The 16,204-nt window shown below is 72.8% G+C and carries 13 protein-coding genes; 4 read left to right on the top strand and 9 right to left on the bottom strand.

Features of this window, described 5'->3' with window-relative positions:
• Nucleotide 1 precedes the first annotated feature (1 nt).
• The 6 genes from ASD18_RS18665 to ASD18_RS18690 all read right to left on the bottom strand — a co-directional run bounded on the left by ASD18_RS18665 (nt 2) and on the right by ASD18_RS18690 (nt 10,096).
• Complete coding sequence (locus tag ASD18_RS18665; protein ID WP_056095881.1) at nt 2-721, bottom strand: ABC transporter ATP-binding protein; 720 nt, start codon at nt 719-721, stop codon at nt 2-4.
• On the bottom strand, nt 718-1,746 hold the full coding sequence (locus ASD18_RS18670) for an ABC transporter ATP-binding protein (protein WP_082574259.1): 1,029 nt from the start codon (nt 1,744-1,746) through the stop codon (nt 718-720). Before ASD18_RS18670 ends, ASD18_RS18665 begins: the two co-directional genes overlap by 4 nt.
• Before the next feature lie 37 nt (nt 1,747-1,783).
• Nucleotides 1,784-4,582, bottom strand: coding sequence for an FtsX-like permease family protein (locus tag ASD18_RS18675; protein WP_056095882.1), 2,799 nt, complete (start codon nt 4,580-4,582; stop codon nt 1,784-1,786).
• Nucleotides 4,579-7,875, bottom strand: coding sequence for an FtsX-like permease family protein (locus ASD18_RS18680; RefSeq protein WP_056095885.1), 3,297 nt, complete (start codon nt 7,873-7,875; stop codon nt 4,579-4,581). The genes ASD18_RS18675 and ASD18_RS18680 overlap by 4 nt, the downstream gene beginning before the upstream one ends.
• A 166-nt stretch (nt 7,876-8,041) precedes the next feature.
• Nucleotides 8,042-9,439, bottom strand: coding sequence for a class II fumarate hydratase (locus ASD18_RS18685; protein WP_056095887.1), 1,398 nt, complete (start codon nt 9,437-9,439; stop codon nt 8,042-8,044).
• A gap of 21 nt (nt 9,440-9,460) precedes the next feature.
• Nucleotides 9,461-10,096, bottom strand: a complete 636-nt coding sequence (locus ASD18_RS18690; RefSeq protein WP_056095890.1) for a carbonic anhydrase — start codon at nt 10,094-10,096, stop codon at nt 9,461-9,463.
• A gap of 139 nt (nt 10,097-10,235) precedes the next feature.
• On the opposite strand from ASD18_RS18690, the gene ASD18_RS18695 reads away from it, so the two are divergent.
• Genes ASD18_RS18695 through ASD18_RS18710 form a run of 4 tightly spaced genes read left to right on the top strand, consistent with a single transcriptional unit; the run spans nt 10,236 to nt 14,608 of the window.
• Entirely contained in the window at nt 10,236-11,531 is a 1,296-nt protein-coding gene (locus tag ASD18_RS18695) for an extracellular solute-binding protein (RefSeq protein WP_056095894.1), read from the top strand.
• Nucleotides 11,528-12,487: a carbohydrate ABC transporter permease gene (locus tag ASD18_RS18700; RefSeq protein ID WP_056095896.1), complete on the top strand. Its 960-nt coding sequence runs from the start codon at nt 11,528-11,530 to the stop codon at nt 12,485-12,487. Before ASD18_RS18695 ends, ASD18_RS18700 begins: the two co-directional genes overlap by 4 nt.
• Nucleotides 12,487-13,335, top strand: coding sequence for a carbohydrate ABC transporter permease (locus ASD18_RS18705; RefSeq protein WP_056095899.1), 849 nt, complete (start codon nt 12,487-12,489; stop codon nt 13,333-13,335). Before ASD18_RS18700 ends, ASD18_RS18705 begins: the two co-directional genes overlap by 1 nt.
• 16 nt (nt 13,336-13,351) lie before the next feature.
• Nucleotides 13,352-14,608 (top strand): ABC transporter ATP-binding protein, encoded by a 1,257-nt coding sequence (locus tag ASD18_RS18710; RefSeq protein WP_056095901.1) that lies wholly within the window; start codon nt 13,352-13,354, stop codon nt 14,606-14,608.
• 9 nt (nt 14,609-14,617) lie between these two features.
• Here ASD18_RS18710 and ASD18_RS18715 read toward each other — a convergent pair whose 3' ends face one another.
• From ASD18_RS18715 to ASD18_RS18725, 3 genes are all read right to left on the bottom strand, one after another.
• Nucleotides 14,618-15,550 (bottom strand): carbohydrate kinase, encoded by a 933-nt coding sequence (locus tag ASD18_RS18715; protein ID WP_056095904.1) that lies wholly within the window; start codon nt 15,548-15,550, stop codon nt 14,618-14,620.
• Complete coding sequence (locus ASD18_RS18720; protein ID WP_056095906.1) at nt 15,550-15,804, bottom strand: exodeoxyribonuclease VII small subunit; 255 nt, start codon at nt 15,802-15,804, stop codon at nt 15,550-15,552. The genes ASD18_RS18715 and ASD18_RS18720 overlap by 1 nt, the downstream gene beginning before the upstream one ends.
• Before the next feature lie 63 nt (nt 15,805-15,867).
• Entirely contained in the window at nt 15,868-16,146 is a 279-nt protein-coding gene (locus ASD18_RS18725; RefSeq protein WP_056095909.1) for a hypothetical protein, read from the bottom strand.
• Nucleotides 16,147-16,204 lie beyond the last annotated feature (58 nt).

Below are 16,204 nucleotides of genomic sequence, written 5' to 3' on the forward strand. Positions count from 1 at the left end.
GTCAGCCCTCGACCAGCCGCCCGTCGGCGATGTGCAGCACGCGGTCGGCCAGCGACACCATGAGCGGGTCGTGGGTGGACACGATCGCGGTCATCCCCTCGGCCTCGACCACCGCGCGGATGAGGGCCATCACGGCGGTGCCGGTCTCGGTGTCCAGCTGACCCGTGGGCTCGTCGGCCACCAGCAGCCGCGGCGAGTTGGCCAGCGACCGGGCGATCGCCACGCGCTGCTGCTGACCGCCCGACAGCTCGCCGGGACGCTGCAGCGCGTGCGGGCCGAGGCCGACCAGGTCGAGCAGGAGCTGCACGCGAGCCTCGCGGTCCTTGGTGGCCAGCTTGCGCAGCCGCAGGGGCACGCCGACGTTCTCCGCGGCGGACAGGACCGGCACCAGGCCGAACGTCTGGAACACGAACGAGACGACGTCCCGCCGCAGCTCGACCAGGCCGCGCTCGTCGAGCGTCGAGACCTCGCGCCCGTCGACGACCACGCGTCCGCCGTCCGGACGGTCGAGGCCGCCGATCACGTTGAGCAGCGTGGTCTTGCCCGAGCCCGATCGCCCGACGAGCGCGACCAGCTCGCCCGGTGCGATGGTGAACGAGACGTCCTGGAGCGCGTGCACGGCGGCCGAGCCCGTGCCGTAGGTGCGGCTGACGTGCTCGACCCGGACGACGGCGTCCGTGCCGGCGGGTGCGGTCGTCGCCGTCGTGGTGGGGGCGGTCATCGGTCGGCCTCCTGCTCGGTGGGAGTCGCCTGCGTGTGTGTCGCCGAGTGGCGGCCGCCCGGCCTGGGCGCCGTCGGCGCGGGCCGGTCCGGCCAGAGCGACACGTGCGACTCCTCGAGCGCCAGCCGCACGTGCCCGACGAGGTTCAGGGCCTCGCGGTACTCCCGCGGCAGCTGCACCCGGCCCGCCCGGTCGAGCACGGCCAGCTCCTCGGCGACGACGTGCTCGGTGCCGTCGTCGCGGGTGTGGGTGCGCCGCACGACCTCCGAGCTGGTGCGTCCGTCGCGGATGGCCACGGTCCGCTGCACGTGCTCGCTCACGCCGGGGTCGTGCGTGACGACCACGACGGTGGTGCCGAGCTCACGGTTGACCGTCCGCAGGCCCTCCAGGACGTCGTGCGAGGTCGCGGAGTCCAGCTCCCCGGTGGGCTCGTCGGCGAACAGGACCTGCGGGGAGTTGGCCAGGGCGACCGCGATCGCGACACGCTGCTGCTCGCCGCCGGACATCTGACCCGGCCGGCGGTCTGCGCAGTAGCCGACCCCGAGGACGCCCAGCAGCTCCGTGGCACGTCGGTCACGCTCCTTGCGGCGCACCCCGGCGAGCGCCATGGGGAACGCGACGTTCTCCGTCCCGCTCAGGTACGGCACCACGTTGCGGGCGGTCTGCTGCCAGACGAACCCGACCATCGACCGTCGGTACTCCACCCGCTGCGTGCTCGACATCGCCATGAGGTCCCACGGGCCCACCCGCACCTTGCCGGCGGTGGGGACGTCCAGCCCGGACAGCACCGACAGCAGGGTCGACTTCCCCGAGCCGGACGCGCCGACGATCGCCACCAGCTCGCCGTCCTCGACGAGCAGGTCGAGGCCCTGCAGCGCCTGCACCTCGACACCCTCGGACTGGTAGATGCGCACCAGGGAGTCGCACACGATCAGCGCGTGCTCCCCGAAGGCACCCGTGCGCTGACGCGCTCGCGCCTCGAGCGCGCCGAGCGTCGGCTCCTCGATCGTCTGCACCGCGTTCATCAGGACCTCCTGCGCATCGTGCCGGTGTATGTCACGTTCATCGCTCGCCCACCCGGAGCACCTCACCCAGCCGGTCCCGCCGCCGGACCGCGGACTCGACGCCGACCGCGACGGCAAGCGCGCCCAGCACCACGACCGTCGCCCCCACGATCGGAACCCACGTGACCTGCAGCGATGTCGCCGCGGGGTCACCCGTGAGCAGGTCGAGCCCGAGCGCGCCGGTGAGCACCCAGGGGACCGCGACACCGATCACCGTCCCCGCGAGCACCGCGGCGAGCGCCAGCGGGGCCAGCTCGCCGAACGTCATCGCGCGTGCGGTCCGGGCGTCGAGCCCGAGCGTCCGGAGCGCGGACAGCGTGCGGCCGCGCTCGCGGCTCGTCGCCACGACGGTGAGCACCAGACCCAGGGCCGCGTAGCCGGCGAGGACCAGGCCCGTCGCGACGAGCAGGGCGAGCAGGCCCGCGTTGAGCGGCGACGCCCGCCAGGTGCTCAGCCACTCGTCGCGCTCGGTCACGGTGATCCCGGGGGAGCCGGCCACTCCTGCGTCCCGCACGGCGGACACGGCACCGGGACCGTCCACCCAGGTCGTCGTCGCGGGCAGCTCGTCCCCGGAGGCCTCCTCGAACACGCTCCGGTCGACGACCACCACACCCTTGGCCACCGACAGCGTCGACGCGCTGGTCGGCAGGACCGGGGGGTTGTCCGCAGTACCGACGACGTCGAGGTCGACGAACTCCTGCGCGCCCATGAGTGCGGGTGCGATGAGCTCGGACGTCCGCTGGAGGGTGGGCGAGATGAGTGCCGGGACCCCGCCGCCGCCGGCCGACCCGAGCGCCGCCAGGCCGGGGTCCACCGCACGGTCGTGGGCGACGAGGATCTGCGCCAGGGGGGCGGAGTCGACGAGCAGCACCCGCGCCTTGACCCCGCTCGACCGCCCGAACGTCCGCTCGCTCAGGACGGCGGCGCCGGCGACGGCCGTGACACCGGGCGCATCGCGCAGCATGTCGACCACCGCCGGGTCGAGCTTCCCGTCGATGCGGACCTGCGCTCCGACCACGATGTCCGCGGCGGCGCCCTGCCCCGCGGTGACCGTGACCGCGGTGGTGCCGCAGAAGACCACGAGGGCGATGGCGATCGTCAGGGTGAGCAGGGGGACTCGCGTCCCGGCGGTGTGCCCGGCGCGGGCGGTCGCGACCACCGGTACCAGCGACCGCTGCCGGGCGGCGAGGCCGGACAGGCCGCGCAGCAGCGGCGGGAGCGCGCGCGCCAGGAGCACGGTGGCGGCGCCGGCCAGGAGGACCGGGGTGGCGGCGAGCAGCAGGTCGACGCTGCCCGTGGCGGTCTGCACGAGCCCGCGCCCTCGCGCCGACACCAGCGCCGCCACGGCGACCGCCACGAGCGCGAGCTCGGCGGTCAGGCGGCGCGCGCGGCGACGGCCGAGCACGCGCTCGCGGTCCGCCCGGTTGGCGGGCAGCCGACGTCCCGTCCAGGCGCCGGCCACCACCACCGCGGCGGCGATCGCGGGGGCGGTCGCGGCGACCAGCACGATCGCCGCGGCCACGACCCAGGTACCCCGGGGATCGGGCGCGACCAGCCACGCCCCGGCGGCACCGACGGCGGTGGCGAGGGCGACGATCGGCACGCTCTCCACCAGCCCGCGCAGACCGACCGACGCGACCGACGCACCGCGGGCGCGCTCGGCGAGCAGGAACGTCTCGCGCCGGACCACCAGCAGCCGCGCGGCGAGGACGAGCGTCAGCGCTCCCACCGCCCCGAGGCCCACGAGGAGCACCGAGGTCTGCGCCGTCCCCGCGAGCAGGCGGGCGTCGGCCGCCCGCAGCACGGTGTCCAGCTCGCTGTCGACCGACGGCGTCCGCCCGTCCGACCCGGTCAACGCACCCGGCATCGCGATGATCTGGGTGACCGCTCGGGCGACCGCCCCCGTGTCCGTGGCGCGCAGGTCTGCCGGGTCGGCCGGGAACCGGAACGCCATGGTGACCGACTTCGTGGACTGCATCGCGAGCATCGCGTCGGGCAGGGAGGCGTCGGACGTGAGGAGACCAGCGCGGCCGACGACGTCGGCCACTGCGGGCGGCGGCTGGAGGTCCAGGAGGTCGTCGAAGGTGGACCACACGGGCGACGCGGGGTCGACCGGCTCGTACAGCCCGGTCACGACGGCCACGGCCTCCCCGCGGGTGGGGCCGTTGAGCGGAAGACGGGCGCCGACGGTGATCCCGAGCTGGTCCGCGGCCGCGGCCGACATCCCGACCTCGACCAGGCGCGGGTCCGGCGAGCCCACCGGGTGCTCGGGGGTCATGCGCGGCTCGACCCCCGTGATCCACCGGACGACGGGGTCGGGGGTGGCCGGGGTGCCGAGGTGCACGATCCGGGTGGCCACGAAGCCGTCGGCCAGCCGCGCGGTGAGCGGGGAGCTCTGGACCGCGGTGACCACGGGCCCGGTCACGACCTGGACGGGCTCCGGGAGCGACTTCCGCATGCTCGTCGCCGCGTTCGCCACCAGGGTCGACGCGTTGTCGATGCGCGCGGGCCGCCCGGTGGAGTCGACGGAGGCGAGACCCGGCCCACTGCCCAGCACCGTCACCACGTCCGCCGCCGGTCCGGCGTCCCGGACGGCCTGCTGCACGCCCGCGTCGGCGGTGCGAAGCACGATCCGGGGGACCGCCAGCGCGATGAGCACCGTCACGGCGAGCACGACGGCCGCCAGGACGAGCAGGCCGGCGTCCTGCCGGCTGCGTCGGCGCGCGACGAGTCCCGCACCCGCCGTGGTCGCGTGCCAGCCCACCGCGGTCCGCGCGCGCAGCGTGGTGCTCGTCATCGCTCGTCCCCCAGCCGCAGGAGCTCGCCCGACGCCCGGCGCAGCAGCGAGCTGGTGGTGAGCGCGACAGCGCCGCCGACCAGCACGACGAGGACGACGACGAGAGCCGCCTGCGTGGGCCACGGCCACTGCACGACCACCGACGGGACGGGCCGCCCCCCTTCGGCGGACACGGTGACCAAAGGCGCGACCACCTGGCCCAGGACGGCACCGAGGGCGAGTCCCGCGAGCAGGCCCAGGACGCCGAGGATCCCGTGCTCCACCAGGACGGAGCGGACCAGGCCGGACCGCGCGGTCCCGAGCGCCTGCAACCGGGCCAGCTCGAGGCGACGGGTGCGGACCGCCACGGTCGCGCTCATGGCGAAGCCCGCGACCGCGAGGGCCACCGCGGCGACGGTCACGATCCACAGCGCGGCCTGGACCCCGACGCGCAGCGGCCCGTCGATGGCGACCTCGCGTGCCGTGACCCGGTCCACGGCGACACCGAGGTCCTCGTGCCGGACGTGCTCGGCCAGGCCGGGCGCGCTGGCGTCGGGGACCTGGAGCCACCACTCGTCCAGCAGCGCGCTCGTCGACGAGCCGAGCAGCGCCGCGCGCGTGAGCAGATCCCGGTCGACCAGGACGGCGGAGCCCTTGGGCAGACCCGGCAGGTAGGCGACCTCCCGCTCGACGACGACCGGCACGCGCACCCCGTCCAGGTCGAGCTGGAGCTCGTCGCCCTTCTCCACGCCGAGCGCGGCCACCAGCGTGTCGGTCACGACGACCGGGATCGGACCCGGCGCCGCGAACGTCGCCGCCGCGAACCCCGAGCGCCCGAAGAGGACCTCGAGCGGGTCGATCCCGCCGCTGACGAGCAGGACCCCGCCGTCGGTCCGGACCGACATCAGGGGTCGGTTGTTGTTCTCCTGCAGCGCACCCTGGACGGTCCACGGCGCCGCGGTGATCGCGACGGGGGTCACGGTGTCCTCGGTGGCGCCTGCGGCTCGCTCGACGACGCGCAGCTCCCGCACGCCGACATCCAGCCGCACGTCGGCCATGCCCTGCCCGAACAGGTCCGCGGGGTCCTCCGGGTCGGTGAGGACCTGCGCCACGATCCCCACCAGCTCCAGGCCCGGCGAGGTCGCCGGCAGGGTGACCGCGACGTCGTCCGTGACGCCGACGAGCGGGAGCGGCTCCAGCTCGACCGGGGTCCGTGTCCCGAGAGGATCCTCGAGCACCACGCTGACCAGCAGGACCCCGCTGACGGCGGGGGACAGGGAGGTCTCCACGTCGAGCAGGAGGCTGGTCGGTGCACCCGGGAGCACGATGCCGGTCGCCGGTTCGGCGGGTCGCAGGGGTGCCGTGATCGTGTCCCAGGACGGTGAGATCCGACCGCGCAGCAGGGCGGTCGCCTGCGTGGTGTCGATGGCGAGGAGGTCGACCGAACGGCCCCGGCTCTCGCCGGGGGCGTCGGCCGGGTGTCCCATGGTGACGGAGCGGAACGTCACCGGGCTGAGCGCCTGCACGTCGGCCAGAGCGTCGACCGTGGTCGCCTGCGCGATCCCCGAGCCGTCCACGCGGTCCAGCCGCACGTCGGTCCCCACGGCGAGGTCCACCTGGTCGCCCTGCGACGTCCGCCACGTGTCGAGGAAGGACTGCGAGAACGAGCCCACCGCCAGCGCCAGCGTGAGCAGCAGCACCGCCCCTGCGGCCCGGCCGGGTCGGCGACCGACCTCCCACGCGGCGAGCGGAGCGATGAGCGACCGGCTGCGGGTGGCCAGCCGCTCGCCGGCGCGCGCGACCAGGGGCAGCAGCCTCAGCGCGAGGACGGCGCCGGCGAGCAGCAGCAGGGCGGGCGCCGCCACGAGGACGGGGTCGAGACGTCCCGAGCCCGCCTCGACGACGGGCGACCGGTAGGAGCGCAGCTGCCACACGGCCAGGGCCGCGAGCACCACGAGCGCGAGGTCCGCCCCGGATCGGGCGAGACCGCCGCGGCCGTCCTGGCGCACGAGCTGCTGCTCGGCGTCGACGACGCTGCCGCGGCGCCGCAGCAGCGGTCCGAGCAGCACGCCCGCGAGGACGAAGGACGAGACGACGCAGGTGATCCACAGTGACGCGGGGCGGCCCGGGTCGTGGTGCAGGCCCGCCTCCGCGAGGAGACCGACGGAGGTGATCGCCTGGAACAGCAGGACGGCCAGCCACGGCGACACGAGCGTGGTGACCAGCGCGACCCCTGCGGCCTCGAGCGCCGCGAGCCCCAGGAGCTGGCGGCCGGACGCCCCGCGGGAGGACATGAGCGTCTGTTCCGGGGCGCGGCGGTCCGCGAGCAGGCGCGCCGCCAGCAGGAGGACGGTGACCGCGAGCACCACGAGCATGAGCCCGACGATGACGAGGCTGACCCGGGTCACCGCGAGGTTGCCCTGCGCCACGTCGATCGTGGCAGCCAGACGCGAGCGGAACTGGGCGGTGACCACGTCGAACTCGGTGTCGGCGACCAGCGTGGCCTGGGCATCGTCGAGCCGCTCCCGCACCGCCTCGACGGCTCCGGGCGGACTGTCCGCGAGCTGTGGGGACGCGACCAGCCTGGCCGTGGCGACCGACCCCGTGGCGGTGAGCGCCTCGGGTGCGACGACGAACGGACCCCACGCGTCGGTGGCGACGAAGCCGAAGGAGCCGGGCACCGGGTACCGGGGATCGTGCTGGGCGCCCTGCAGGAGGTCACGGGTCCAGAGGCTGCGCGGCTTGCCCAGCTCGTGGATCCCGACGACGACCGCGACCGTGCTCTGCTCGTAGGTGGTCAGGTTCCGCAGCGGCAGCTCGGTGCCGACCGTCCAGCCGTACCGGTCGGCCGCGACCTTGGGCACGGCGACCTCGACGCGGCTCTCGTCGGCCCCCGGCCCGGGCCAGGCGCCCGCGGCCAGCGTGGCGTGGTCCGGGATCTCGGGGTTGACGGCCAGGTAGGCCATGGGTGAGCCGACCGTGTCGCCCTCGGACAGCAGCCGGTAGAGCGGCGAGGTGAGCCACTGGGCACGCGTCGACGGGATGCCGCCGAGGAGCTCGTCGAGGAAGGCCTCGCCGGCCTCGGTGGCGCCGAGCGGGCTGCCGCGCTCGAGCGTGAGGTCGATATCGATGTCGGTGGCCGCAGCGGGCGCGCGCGTCAGGGCGGCGTCCATCGCGCGGTTCTCGCTGGAGAACAGGAGCAGCGCGAACGTGCCGAGCAGGCTGGCGCCCACCAGTGCGACGGCGAGGACCGTGGCCAGGAGGGTCCGTTGAGCGGCGGCGCGATGGCGCAGCACGCGCAGGCTCCAGCCCATCCGACCCCCTCGTGACCTCGTCGTCCGACCGCGGGCGCGCTCCTGTACCGGTCAGGTGCGCGCGGTCCAGCGAGCGTAAACGAGCAGGCCGTGGGTGTGGGAGCGATTCCGCAGACCGTGACCGAACGGTGACGTGGCCCCGGGGAGCCACGTCACCGCACGGCGGTCAGCGCTGCGGCGGGCGCGTCATGCTCAGCACGTCGAGCGCACTGTCCAGCTGCTCCTCGGTGACCTCGCCGCGCTCGACGAAGCCGAGGTCGATCACCGCGGCGCGGACCGTGATCCCGTGCTTCACTGCGTGCTTCGCGATCTTCGCGGCAGCCTCGTACCCGATCACGCGGTTGAGCGGCGTGACGATCGACGGCGACGACTCGGCCAGGGCGCGGGCGCGCTCGACGTTGGCGACCAGACCGACCACCGTCTTGTCGGCGAGCAGCCGCGACGCGTTGGCCAGCAGCCGGACCGACTCGAGCACCCCGGCGGCGATCACGGGGATCTGCACGTTGAGCTCGAACGAGCCGCTGGCACCGGCCCACGCGACGGTGGCGTCGTTGCCGACGACCCGCGCGGCGACCATGAGCACGGCCTCGGGGATGACCGGGTTGACCTTGCCGGGCATGATCGACGAGCCCGGCTGCAGGTCGGGGATCGCGATCTCGCCGAGGCCGGTGTTCGGGCCGGAGCCCATCCAGCGCAGGTCGTTGCAGATCTTGGTGAGGCTGACCGCGATGGTCCGCAGCGCGCCGGACAGCTCGACCAGCCCGTCGCGGGAGCTCTGCGCCTCGAAGTGGTCGCGGGCCTCGGTCAGCGGCAGGCCCGTGTCCTCGCGCAGCAGCTCGATCACGCGCTGCGGGAACCCGGCGGGGGTGTTGATCCCCGTGCCGACGGCCGTGCCGCCCAGGGGGACCTCGGCCGCGCGGGGGAGTGCCGACTCGAGCCGCTCGATGCCGTACCGGATCGCGGCGGCGTACCCGCCGAACTCCTGCCCGAGCGTGACCGGCGTGGCGTCCATGAGGTGCGTGCGGCCGGACTTGACCACCTGCGCCCACTCGACGCTCTTGGCCTCGAGCGCCTCCGCGAGGTGGCCCAGCGCGGGGACCAGGTCGCGTACGACGCCGGCGGTCGCGGCCACGTGCACCGACGTGGGGAACACGTCGTTGGAGGACTGCGACGCGTTCACGTGGTCGTTCGGGTGCACGTCGCGGCCGAGCCGCCGCGTGGCCAGGGTGGCCAGCACCTCGTTGGTGTTCATGTTCGAGCTGGTGCCCGACCCCGTCTGGTAGACGTCGATCGGGAAGTCGCCGTCGTGCGCACCGGACGCCACGTCGTCGGCGGCCGCGACGATGGCGTCGGCGATGTCCTGGTCCAGGACGCCCAGCTCGGCGTTCGCGCGGGCCGCGGCCTTCTTGATCCGGGCCAGCGCCTCGATGTGGCTGCGCTCGAGGCGGCTGCCGGAGATCGGGAAGTTCTCCACGGCACGCTGCGTCTGCGCGCGGTAGAGGGCGTCGACCGGGACGCGCACCTCACCCATCGTGTCGTGCTCGATGCGGTACTCAGAAGTCATGCGTGCCATCCTGCCGCACGTCTAGACCTCGACGTCCCCCAGCGACTCGGTCAGGTGCACGGTGCCGTCGGCCAGCGTGTACTCCAGCCCGACGATCGCCACCCGCCCCTCCTTGACCGCCTCCGCGAGCGAGCGCGAGTAGCCCTGGAGCATCTGCACGGTGTGCCGCACGTGCTCGTGGCCGAGGACGGCCGGGTCGAGGGTGTCGAGGGCGCCGAACCCCCCACCGGCCAGGTTGACGATGCTCGGGATGACCCGGTCGACGATGGCGCGCACGAAGCCGGTGGGCAGCTCGCCGGTGGTGAGCGCGGTCGTCGCGGCCGCGACCGCGCCGCAGCTGTCGTGCCCGAGGACGACGACCAGCGAGGCGCCGAGCACGTCCACGCCGTACTCGATCGAGCCGATGACGGTGGTGTCCAGCACGTGCCCGGCGGTGCGCACCACGAACACGTCGCCGAGCCCCTGGTCGAAGATGATCTCGGCGGCGACGCGCGAGTCCGAGCAGCCGAAGATCACCGCGAACGGGTACTGCGCGACGCTCAGCTCGGAGCGGTGGTCGACGCCCTGCGACGGGTGGAGCATCTCCCCGCGGACGAACCGCTCGTTCCCCTCGCGCAGCGCGGACCAGGCTTCGGCAGGCGTCGTGGGTCGTGGCACGGCGTCATGCTCGCAGGTCCGCGCACCGTCCGCAGGCTGCGTTCCAGCACTCGGTCGGCCCGTTCCGGTGGCGTGTCTTCACCCGGAGGGTGTAGCCAAGGGGGTGAGACGCCGACGTCTCCGCCTGAGGGGGTGTTCCGTGGGACGACGCAGACGAGCTCTGGCCCTCGTCACCGGGCTGGCGGTGGCAGTCCCGCTGGCCGCGTGCGCAGGATCCGGGTCGGGGACTCCCGTGCTCACCTGGTACATCAACCCGGACGACGGCGGACAGGCGGAGATCGCCAAGCAGTGCACGGAGTCCGCGAACGGCGAGTACGTGATCGAGGTGTCGGTCCTCCCTCGCGACGCCAGCGCCCAGCGCGAGCAGCTCGCCCGACGCCTGGCCGCCAAGGACTCGTCGATCGACATCATGAGTCTGGACCCGCCGTTCGTCCCCGAGATGGCCGAGCCCGGGTTCCTGGCGCCCGTGCCCGACGACGTGGCGCAGCGGGTGACGGAGAACGTCGTCGCAGGCGCTCTCGCCGGGGCCACCTGGGACGACAAGCTCGTCTCCGTCCCGTTCTGGGCGAACACCCAGCTGCTCTGGTACCGCAAGTCGGTCGCCGCGGCGGCGGGGCTCGACCCGGCCAAGGCACCGGTGACGTGGGACCAGATCATGACCGCGTCCCAGGACCAGGACAAGTACCTCGCCGTCCAGGGCACCAAGGCCGAGTCGCTCACCGTGTGGATCAACGCCCTCGTCGCGTCCGCCGGGGGTTCGATCCTCGAGAACCCCGAGGCTCCGGCGGACGAGCTGACGCTCGGGCTGGAGAGCCCGGCCGGCGAGGCCGCCGCGACGATCATCGGCACCATCGGCAAGGAGAACCTCGGCGGTCCCGCCCTGCCGACGGAGGACGAGGGCGCGTCGCTGTCCATCTTCCAGGGCGACAAGGGCTCGTTCATGGTCAACTGGCCGTTCGTCTGGTCCGCCACGAAGGCCGGCGTCGAGGACGGCACGTTCGAGCAGGCTCTGCTCGACGACGTCGGCTGGGCGCTGTATCCGCAGGTGACCGAGGGGCAGCCGAGCGCACCCCCGTACGGCGGGATCAACCTCGGGATCGGAGCCTTCAGCAACTACGTCGACCTGTCCTACAAGGCGGCGGAGTGCATCGTCACCCCCGAGCACCAGGCGCAGTACTTCGCGACGAACGGCAACCCGCCGTCCAACACCGAGGCCTACGACGACCCCGCGGTCACCGAGGCGTTCCCGATGGCGGACGTCATCCGGGAGTCGCTCGAGCTCGCAGTCCCGCGGCCGCAGACGCCGTACTACAACGAGGTGTCCACCGGCCTGCAGCAGACCTGGCACCCGCCGAGCGCGGTCGACCCGGCGACGACGCCGACGGAGTCGACGGACCTGATCACCGCCGTGCTTCGAGGGGAGCAGCTGCTATGACCACGGTCGCCGACAAGAGACCGGATCTGCGCGACGCCGCCGCGAAGGCCGGCCGCAGCGATCGGGCGAGGTCCGAGGCCCGCCTCGGCTGGCTGCTCGCGGGGCCCGCGTTCATCGTCATGCTCGCCGTCACGCTGTACCCGATCCTGCAGGCCTTCTACGACTCGCTCTTCAACTTCCGGCTCACCGCGCCGGACGACAGGAGCTTCACCGGCCTGAACAACTACGCCGTCGTGCTCTCCGATCCGCTCTTCTGGCAGGCGCTCGGTGTCACCGTCTTCATCACGGTCGTGACGGTGGTGATCGAGCTGCTCCTCGGGTTCGCGCTCGCGCTCGTCATGCACCGCGCCATCACGCAGCTCCGCGGCCTGCTCCGCACGGCGATCCTGGTGCCCTACGGGATCATCACCGTCGTCTCGGCGTTCGCGTGGTTCTACGCGTTCGACATCAACTCGGGGTACGTCAACCACTGGTTCGCCTGGGTGCCCGGGATCAGCACGGACCTCAACTGGTTCGCCCAGCAGGGCACCAGCCTCTTCGTCATCATCATGTCGGAGATCTGGAAGACCACGCCGTTCATCTCCCTCCTCCTGCTCGCCGGACTCTCGCAGGTGCCGACCGAGCTGGAGGAGGCGGCCGAGGTCGACGGCGCGACGTGGTGGCAGCGCCTCACGCGGGTGGTCCTGCCGAACATGAAGGCCGCGATCATGGTGGCGGTCCTGTTCCGGGCCCTCGACGCGTTCCGCATCTTCGACAACGTGTTCATCATGACCAACGGGGCCAACGGCACCGAGGTGCTCTCGCTCCTGGCGTACCGGACGTCGATCGGGCGGCTGGAGATCGGCCTCGGGTCGGCCATCTCCGTGCTGCTCTTCCTGTGCGTCATCCTGATCTGCTGGATCGCGGTCAAGCTGTTCAAGGTCGATCTGGCCGGCGGCGCGAGGGGGGCCGGCTGATGAAGCAGCTGTCGACCAGGGCCAAGATCGCCTGGGCGCTCATCACGATCTTCGTCCTCGCGTACGCCCTGTTCCCGATCGTGTCGATCTTCGCGACGTCGTTCAAGCTGCCGAGCCAGCTCAACCTCGGGCTGTTCTGGCCGAAGACCTGGACGACCGTGAATTACGAGGAGATCCTCGCGCCGGGCGGGTCCGCGCAGACCCTGTTCCTGTCCTCGCTGCGCAACTCGATCGGGATCTCGCTGATCGCCACGGCCATCGCCGTCGTGCTGGCCACGCTCGCCGCCTACGCGATCGCGCGGCTCGACTTCCCGGGCAAGCGGATGGTCCTGCTCACCGCGCTGGGCGTCTCGATCTTCCCGGTCATCTCGATCGTCACGCCGCTGTTCAACCTGTGGCGGAACATCGGCCTCTACGACACCTGGCTCGGCCTGATCATCCCGTACCTCTCGCTGACCCTGCCGATCTCCATCTGGACCCTCGCGGCGTTCTTCCGCCAGATCCCCTGGGAGCTCGAGCAGGCCGCGCAGGTGGACGGGGCGACCACGTGGCAGGCCTTCCGCAAGGCGATCGTGCCGCTCGCCGCGCCCGGCGTGTTCACCACCGCGCTGATCGCGTTCTTCATCGCGTGGAACGACTTCGTCTACGGCATCTCGCTCACGTCGACCGACCGGGCCCGTCCCGTCCCGGCGGCGCTGGCGTTCTTCACCGGCGCCTCGCAGTTCGAGGAGCCGACAGGCTCGATCTCCGCCGCCGCCATCATCGTGACCATCCCGGTGGTCATCCTCGTCCTGCTCTTCCAACGCCAGATCGTGTCCGGCCTGACCCAGGGCGCCGTCAAGGGCTGACCACGAAGGAGATCCGATGGCCGCCATCACTCTCAAGGACATCGTCAAGCAGTACGGCGACGGCTTCCTCGCCGTGAAGGGCGTCAGCCTGGACATCGCCGACGGCGAGTTCGTCATCCTCGTCGGGCCGTCCGGCTGCGGGAAGTCGACGCTGCTGCGCATGATCGTGGGCCTCGAGGACATCACGGCGGGCGACCTGCACATCGGCGGAAAGAGGGTCAACGACAAGGCCCCCCGCGACCGGCACCTGGCGATGGTCTTCCAGAACTACGCGCTCTACCCGCACCTGACCGTCTTCGAGAACATCGCGTTCCCGCTGCGCCTCCAGAAGGGCCAGTTCACCGACGCGCAGATCAAGGACAAGGTCGAGTTCGCCGCGAAGACGCTCGAGCTGCAGGACCACCTCGACCGCAAGCCCGCCAACCTGTCCGGCGGTCAGCGGCAGCGGGTCGCGATGGGCCGCGCGATCGTCCGTGAGGCGGAAGCGTTCCTCTTCGACGAGCCCCTGTCCAACCTCGACGCCAAGCTCCGTGGGCAGATGCGCACCGAGATCGCGCGCATGCAGCGCCGCCTCGGCACGACCACCGTCTACGTCACCCACGACCAGACAGAGGCCATGACCCTCGGCGACCGGGTGGCCGTCTTGCGCAAGGGGGAGCTCCAGCAGGTGGCCAGCCCGCGCGGGCTGTACGAGCAGCCGGTCAACCTGTTCGTCGCCGGCTTCATCGGGTCGCCGCCCATGAACTTCCTGCCGGGGGAGATCAGCGGGTCGACGATGACGCTGCCGTTCGCCGAGGTCCCGATCTCCGCCGACCTGGCCCCCAAGCTGCAGGGCAAGGACATCGTCATCGTCGGCATCCGTCCCGAGCACTTCGAGGACGCCGCGCTCGTCGAGGACGCCAAGAAGGGCACCGGTGTCACGTTCAGCGCGCCCGTGGACGTCACTGAGTGGCTCGGCTCCGAGCTCTACGCCTACATCCCGTTCGACACGAACCCGCACGTCGCGACGACGCTCGAGGAGCTCGACCGCGACCTGGACGGCGAGGGGCTGCGCACCCAGCTGATCGTCGCCCTCCCGTCGGAGACGAAGATCCGGGACGGCGCCGACGCGGAGCTCTGGTTCGACCCGGCCCGGATGATGGTGTTCGACCCGGAGAGCGGCGAGAACCTCACGTGGAACGGCACGGCCGCCGAGGCGCTCGACCGGGAGAACGAGGCCGACCGCAAGGCGTCGCTCGAGCGGGCGCAGGCACGGGAGAAGGCTCGCGCCTGACCGACCCCGTCAGGCCAGCTCGGCGAGCCGCGGCGGGTTGGCCCCTGCCCGCGACACCGTGATCGCCGCGATCCGCGCGCACCGCTCCAGCACCGCCTGGACGGTGGCCGCGTCGACGTCGACGAGCGCCTGACGACGACCCGCGCCGAGCAGCCCGGCCGACCACAGCCCGTCGATCAGGCCGCCCATGAACGAGTCGCCGGCGCCGACGGTGTCCGCCACCTGCACCTTCGGGGCCTCGACCGAGATCCGCGCGCCCGCCGACGTGCTGGCGAACGCCCCCTCACCGCCGTGCGTCACGACGACGAGCGACGGCCCGGACCGGCTCCACTGCTCGGCGATCTCCGCCGGCGCTACGCCCGGGTGCAGCCAGGCGAGGTCCTCGTCGCTGACCTTGACCACGTCGGCCAGCCGGACGAGCGCGTCGACCACGGGAAGCGCGTGCGCGGGTGAGCCCATGAGCACCGGGCGCAGGTTCGGGTCGTACGTGATGGTCGACGTCGCCCGGCGCCGCGCCACGATCTTCGCGACCGCGGCTCCGCCGGGCTGCAGCACCGTCGCGATCGACCCGGTGTGGACGACCACCGGGTCTCCCGGGTCCTCGTCCCACGTCTCGGGCAGGTCCCACTCGAGGTCGAACTCGTAGGTCGCCGCGCCGGTCTCGCCGATGTGAGCGGTCGCCACGGGCGTGCGCAGGGCCGAGCGGTTGCCCTGCAGGACGTTCACCCCCGAGCCGCGCAGGTGGCGGCGGACGAGGTCGCCGTCGGTGTCGTGCCCCAGCCAGGTGAGCAGGTCCACGCGCCGACCGAGACGCCCGAGGCCGAGCGCCACGTTGGCGGGGCTGCCGCCCGGGTGCTGGGCGCGGCTGCCGTCGGGACGGGTGACGACGTCGATCAGCGCCTCACCGAGGACGAGGGCGCGCTCGACGGGGGGCGTGGTCATCAGGACTCCTCGTCGGTGGTCGCGGCGGTGTCACGCACCGCGCTGAGCCGCTCACGTGCGCCGTCGAGCCACTCCTGGCAGCGCTTGGCGAGGGCCTCGCCTCGCTCCCAGAGGGTGAGTGACTCCTCGAGGGTCGCGGCACCGGCCTCGAGCCGGGCGACGACCGCGACGAGCTCGTCGCGGGCCTCCTCGTAGCCGAGGGCGGCCACGTCGGCGTTCGGGTCGGACGGTGGGGACTGGGACGGCTTCGGCACGGGGACAGTCAACCAGGATGTGCCCACACCGTCGGCGACCCGTTCATTCGGTGAGGGTGCGCGTCAGAAGAACAGCTCGACGGCAGCCCGGATCGTGCCGCGCACCGCACGACCGACCGCGCGGAACACCCCCACCCCCGAGCTGCGAGCCCGCCGCACACCCGCGACGAAGAACACAGCCAGGCCGATCACCGCGATCGCGACGGCACCGATCAGGACGGCCCCGGGCCACCCGACGACCCAGTCGAGCGCGAACACGAGTCCCGCGGCCATCATCGCGACGAGAGTGACCAGCAGGACGGGAACGCGCGCCGGTCGTCGATCGCTCGTCCCGCCGCTCATCGCACCCCCGTCCGGATGGCCGCGACAGTAGTGGACCGCCGGTGTCGACGCCGGGGGT

This window comes from Cellulomonas sp. Root137 (genome assembly GCF_001426725.1).
Classification (GTDB): domain Bacteria; phylum Actinomycetota; class Actinomycetes; order Actinomycetales; family Cellulomonadaceae; genus Cellulomonas.

Bases quoted from the DNA above. Each gene is read 5' to 3' on its own strand.
- ASD18_RS18665 (WP_056095881.1), bottom strand. From the start codon at position 721: ATGACCGCCCCCACCACGACGGCGACGACCGCACCCGCCGGCACGGAC.
- ASD18_RS18670 (WP_082574259.1), bottom strand. From the start codon at position 1,746: ATGAACGCGGTGCAGACGATCGAGGAGCCGACGCTCGGCGCGCTCGAG.
- ASD18_RS18675 (WP_056095882.1), bottom strand. From the start codon at position 4,582: ATGACGAGCACCACGCTGCGCGCGCGGACCGCGGTGGGCTGGCACGCG.
- ASD18_RS18680 (WP_056095885.1), bottom strand. From the start codon at position 7,875: ATGGGCTGGAGCCTGCGCGTGCTGCGCCATCGCGCCGCCGCTCAACGG.
- ASD18_RS18685 (WP_056095887.1), bottom strand. From the start codon at position 9,439: ATGACTTCTGAGTACCGCATCGAGCACGACACGATGGGTGAGGTGCGC.
- ASD18_RS18700 (WP_056095896.1), top strand. From the start codon at position 11,528: ATGACCACGGTCGCCGACAAGAGACCGGATCTGCGCGACGCCGCCGCG.
- ASD18_RS18705 (WP_056095899.1), top strand. From the start codon at position 12,487: ATGAAGCAGCTGTCGACCAGGGCCAAGATCGCCTGGGCGCTCATCACG.
- ASD18_RS18710 (WP_056095901.1), top strand. From the start codon at position 13,352: ATGGCCGCCATCACTCTCAAGGACATCGTCAAGCAGTACGGCGACGGC.
- ASD18_RS18715 (WP_056095904.1), bottom strand. From the start codon at position 15,550: ATGACCACGCCCCCCGTCGAGCGCGCCCTCGTCCTCGGTGAGGCGCTG.
- ASD18_RS18725 (WP_056095909.1), bottom strand. From the start codon at position 16,146: ATGAGCGGCGGGACGAGCGATCGACGACCGGCGCGCGTTCCCGTCCTG.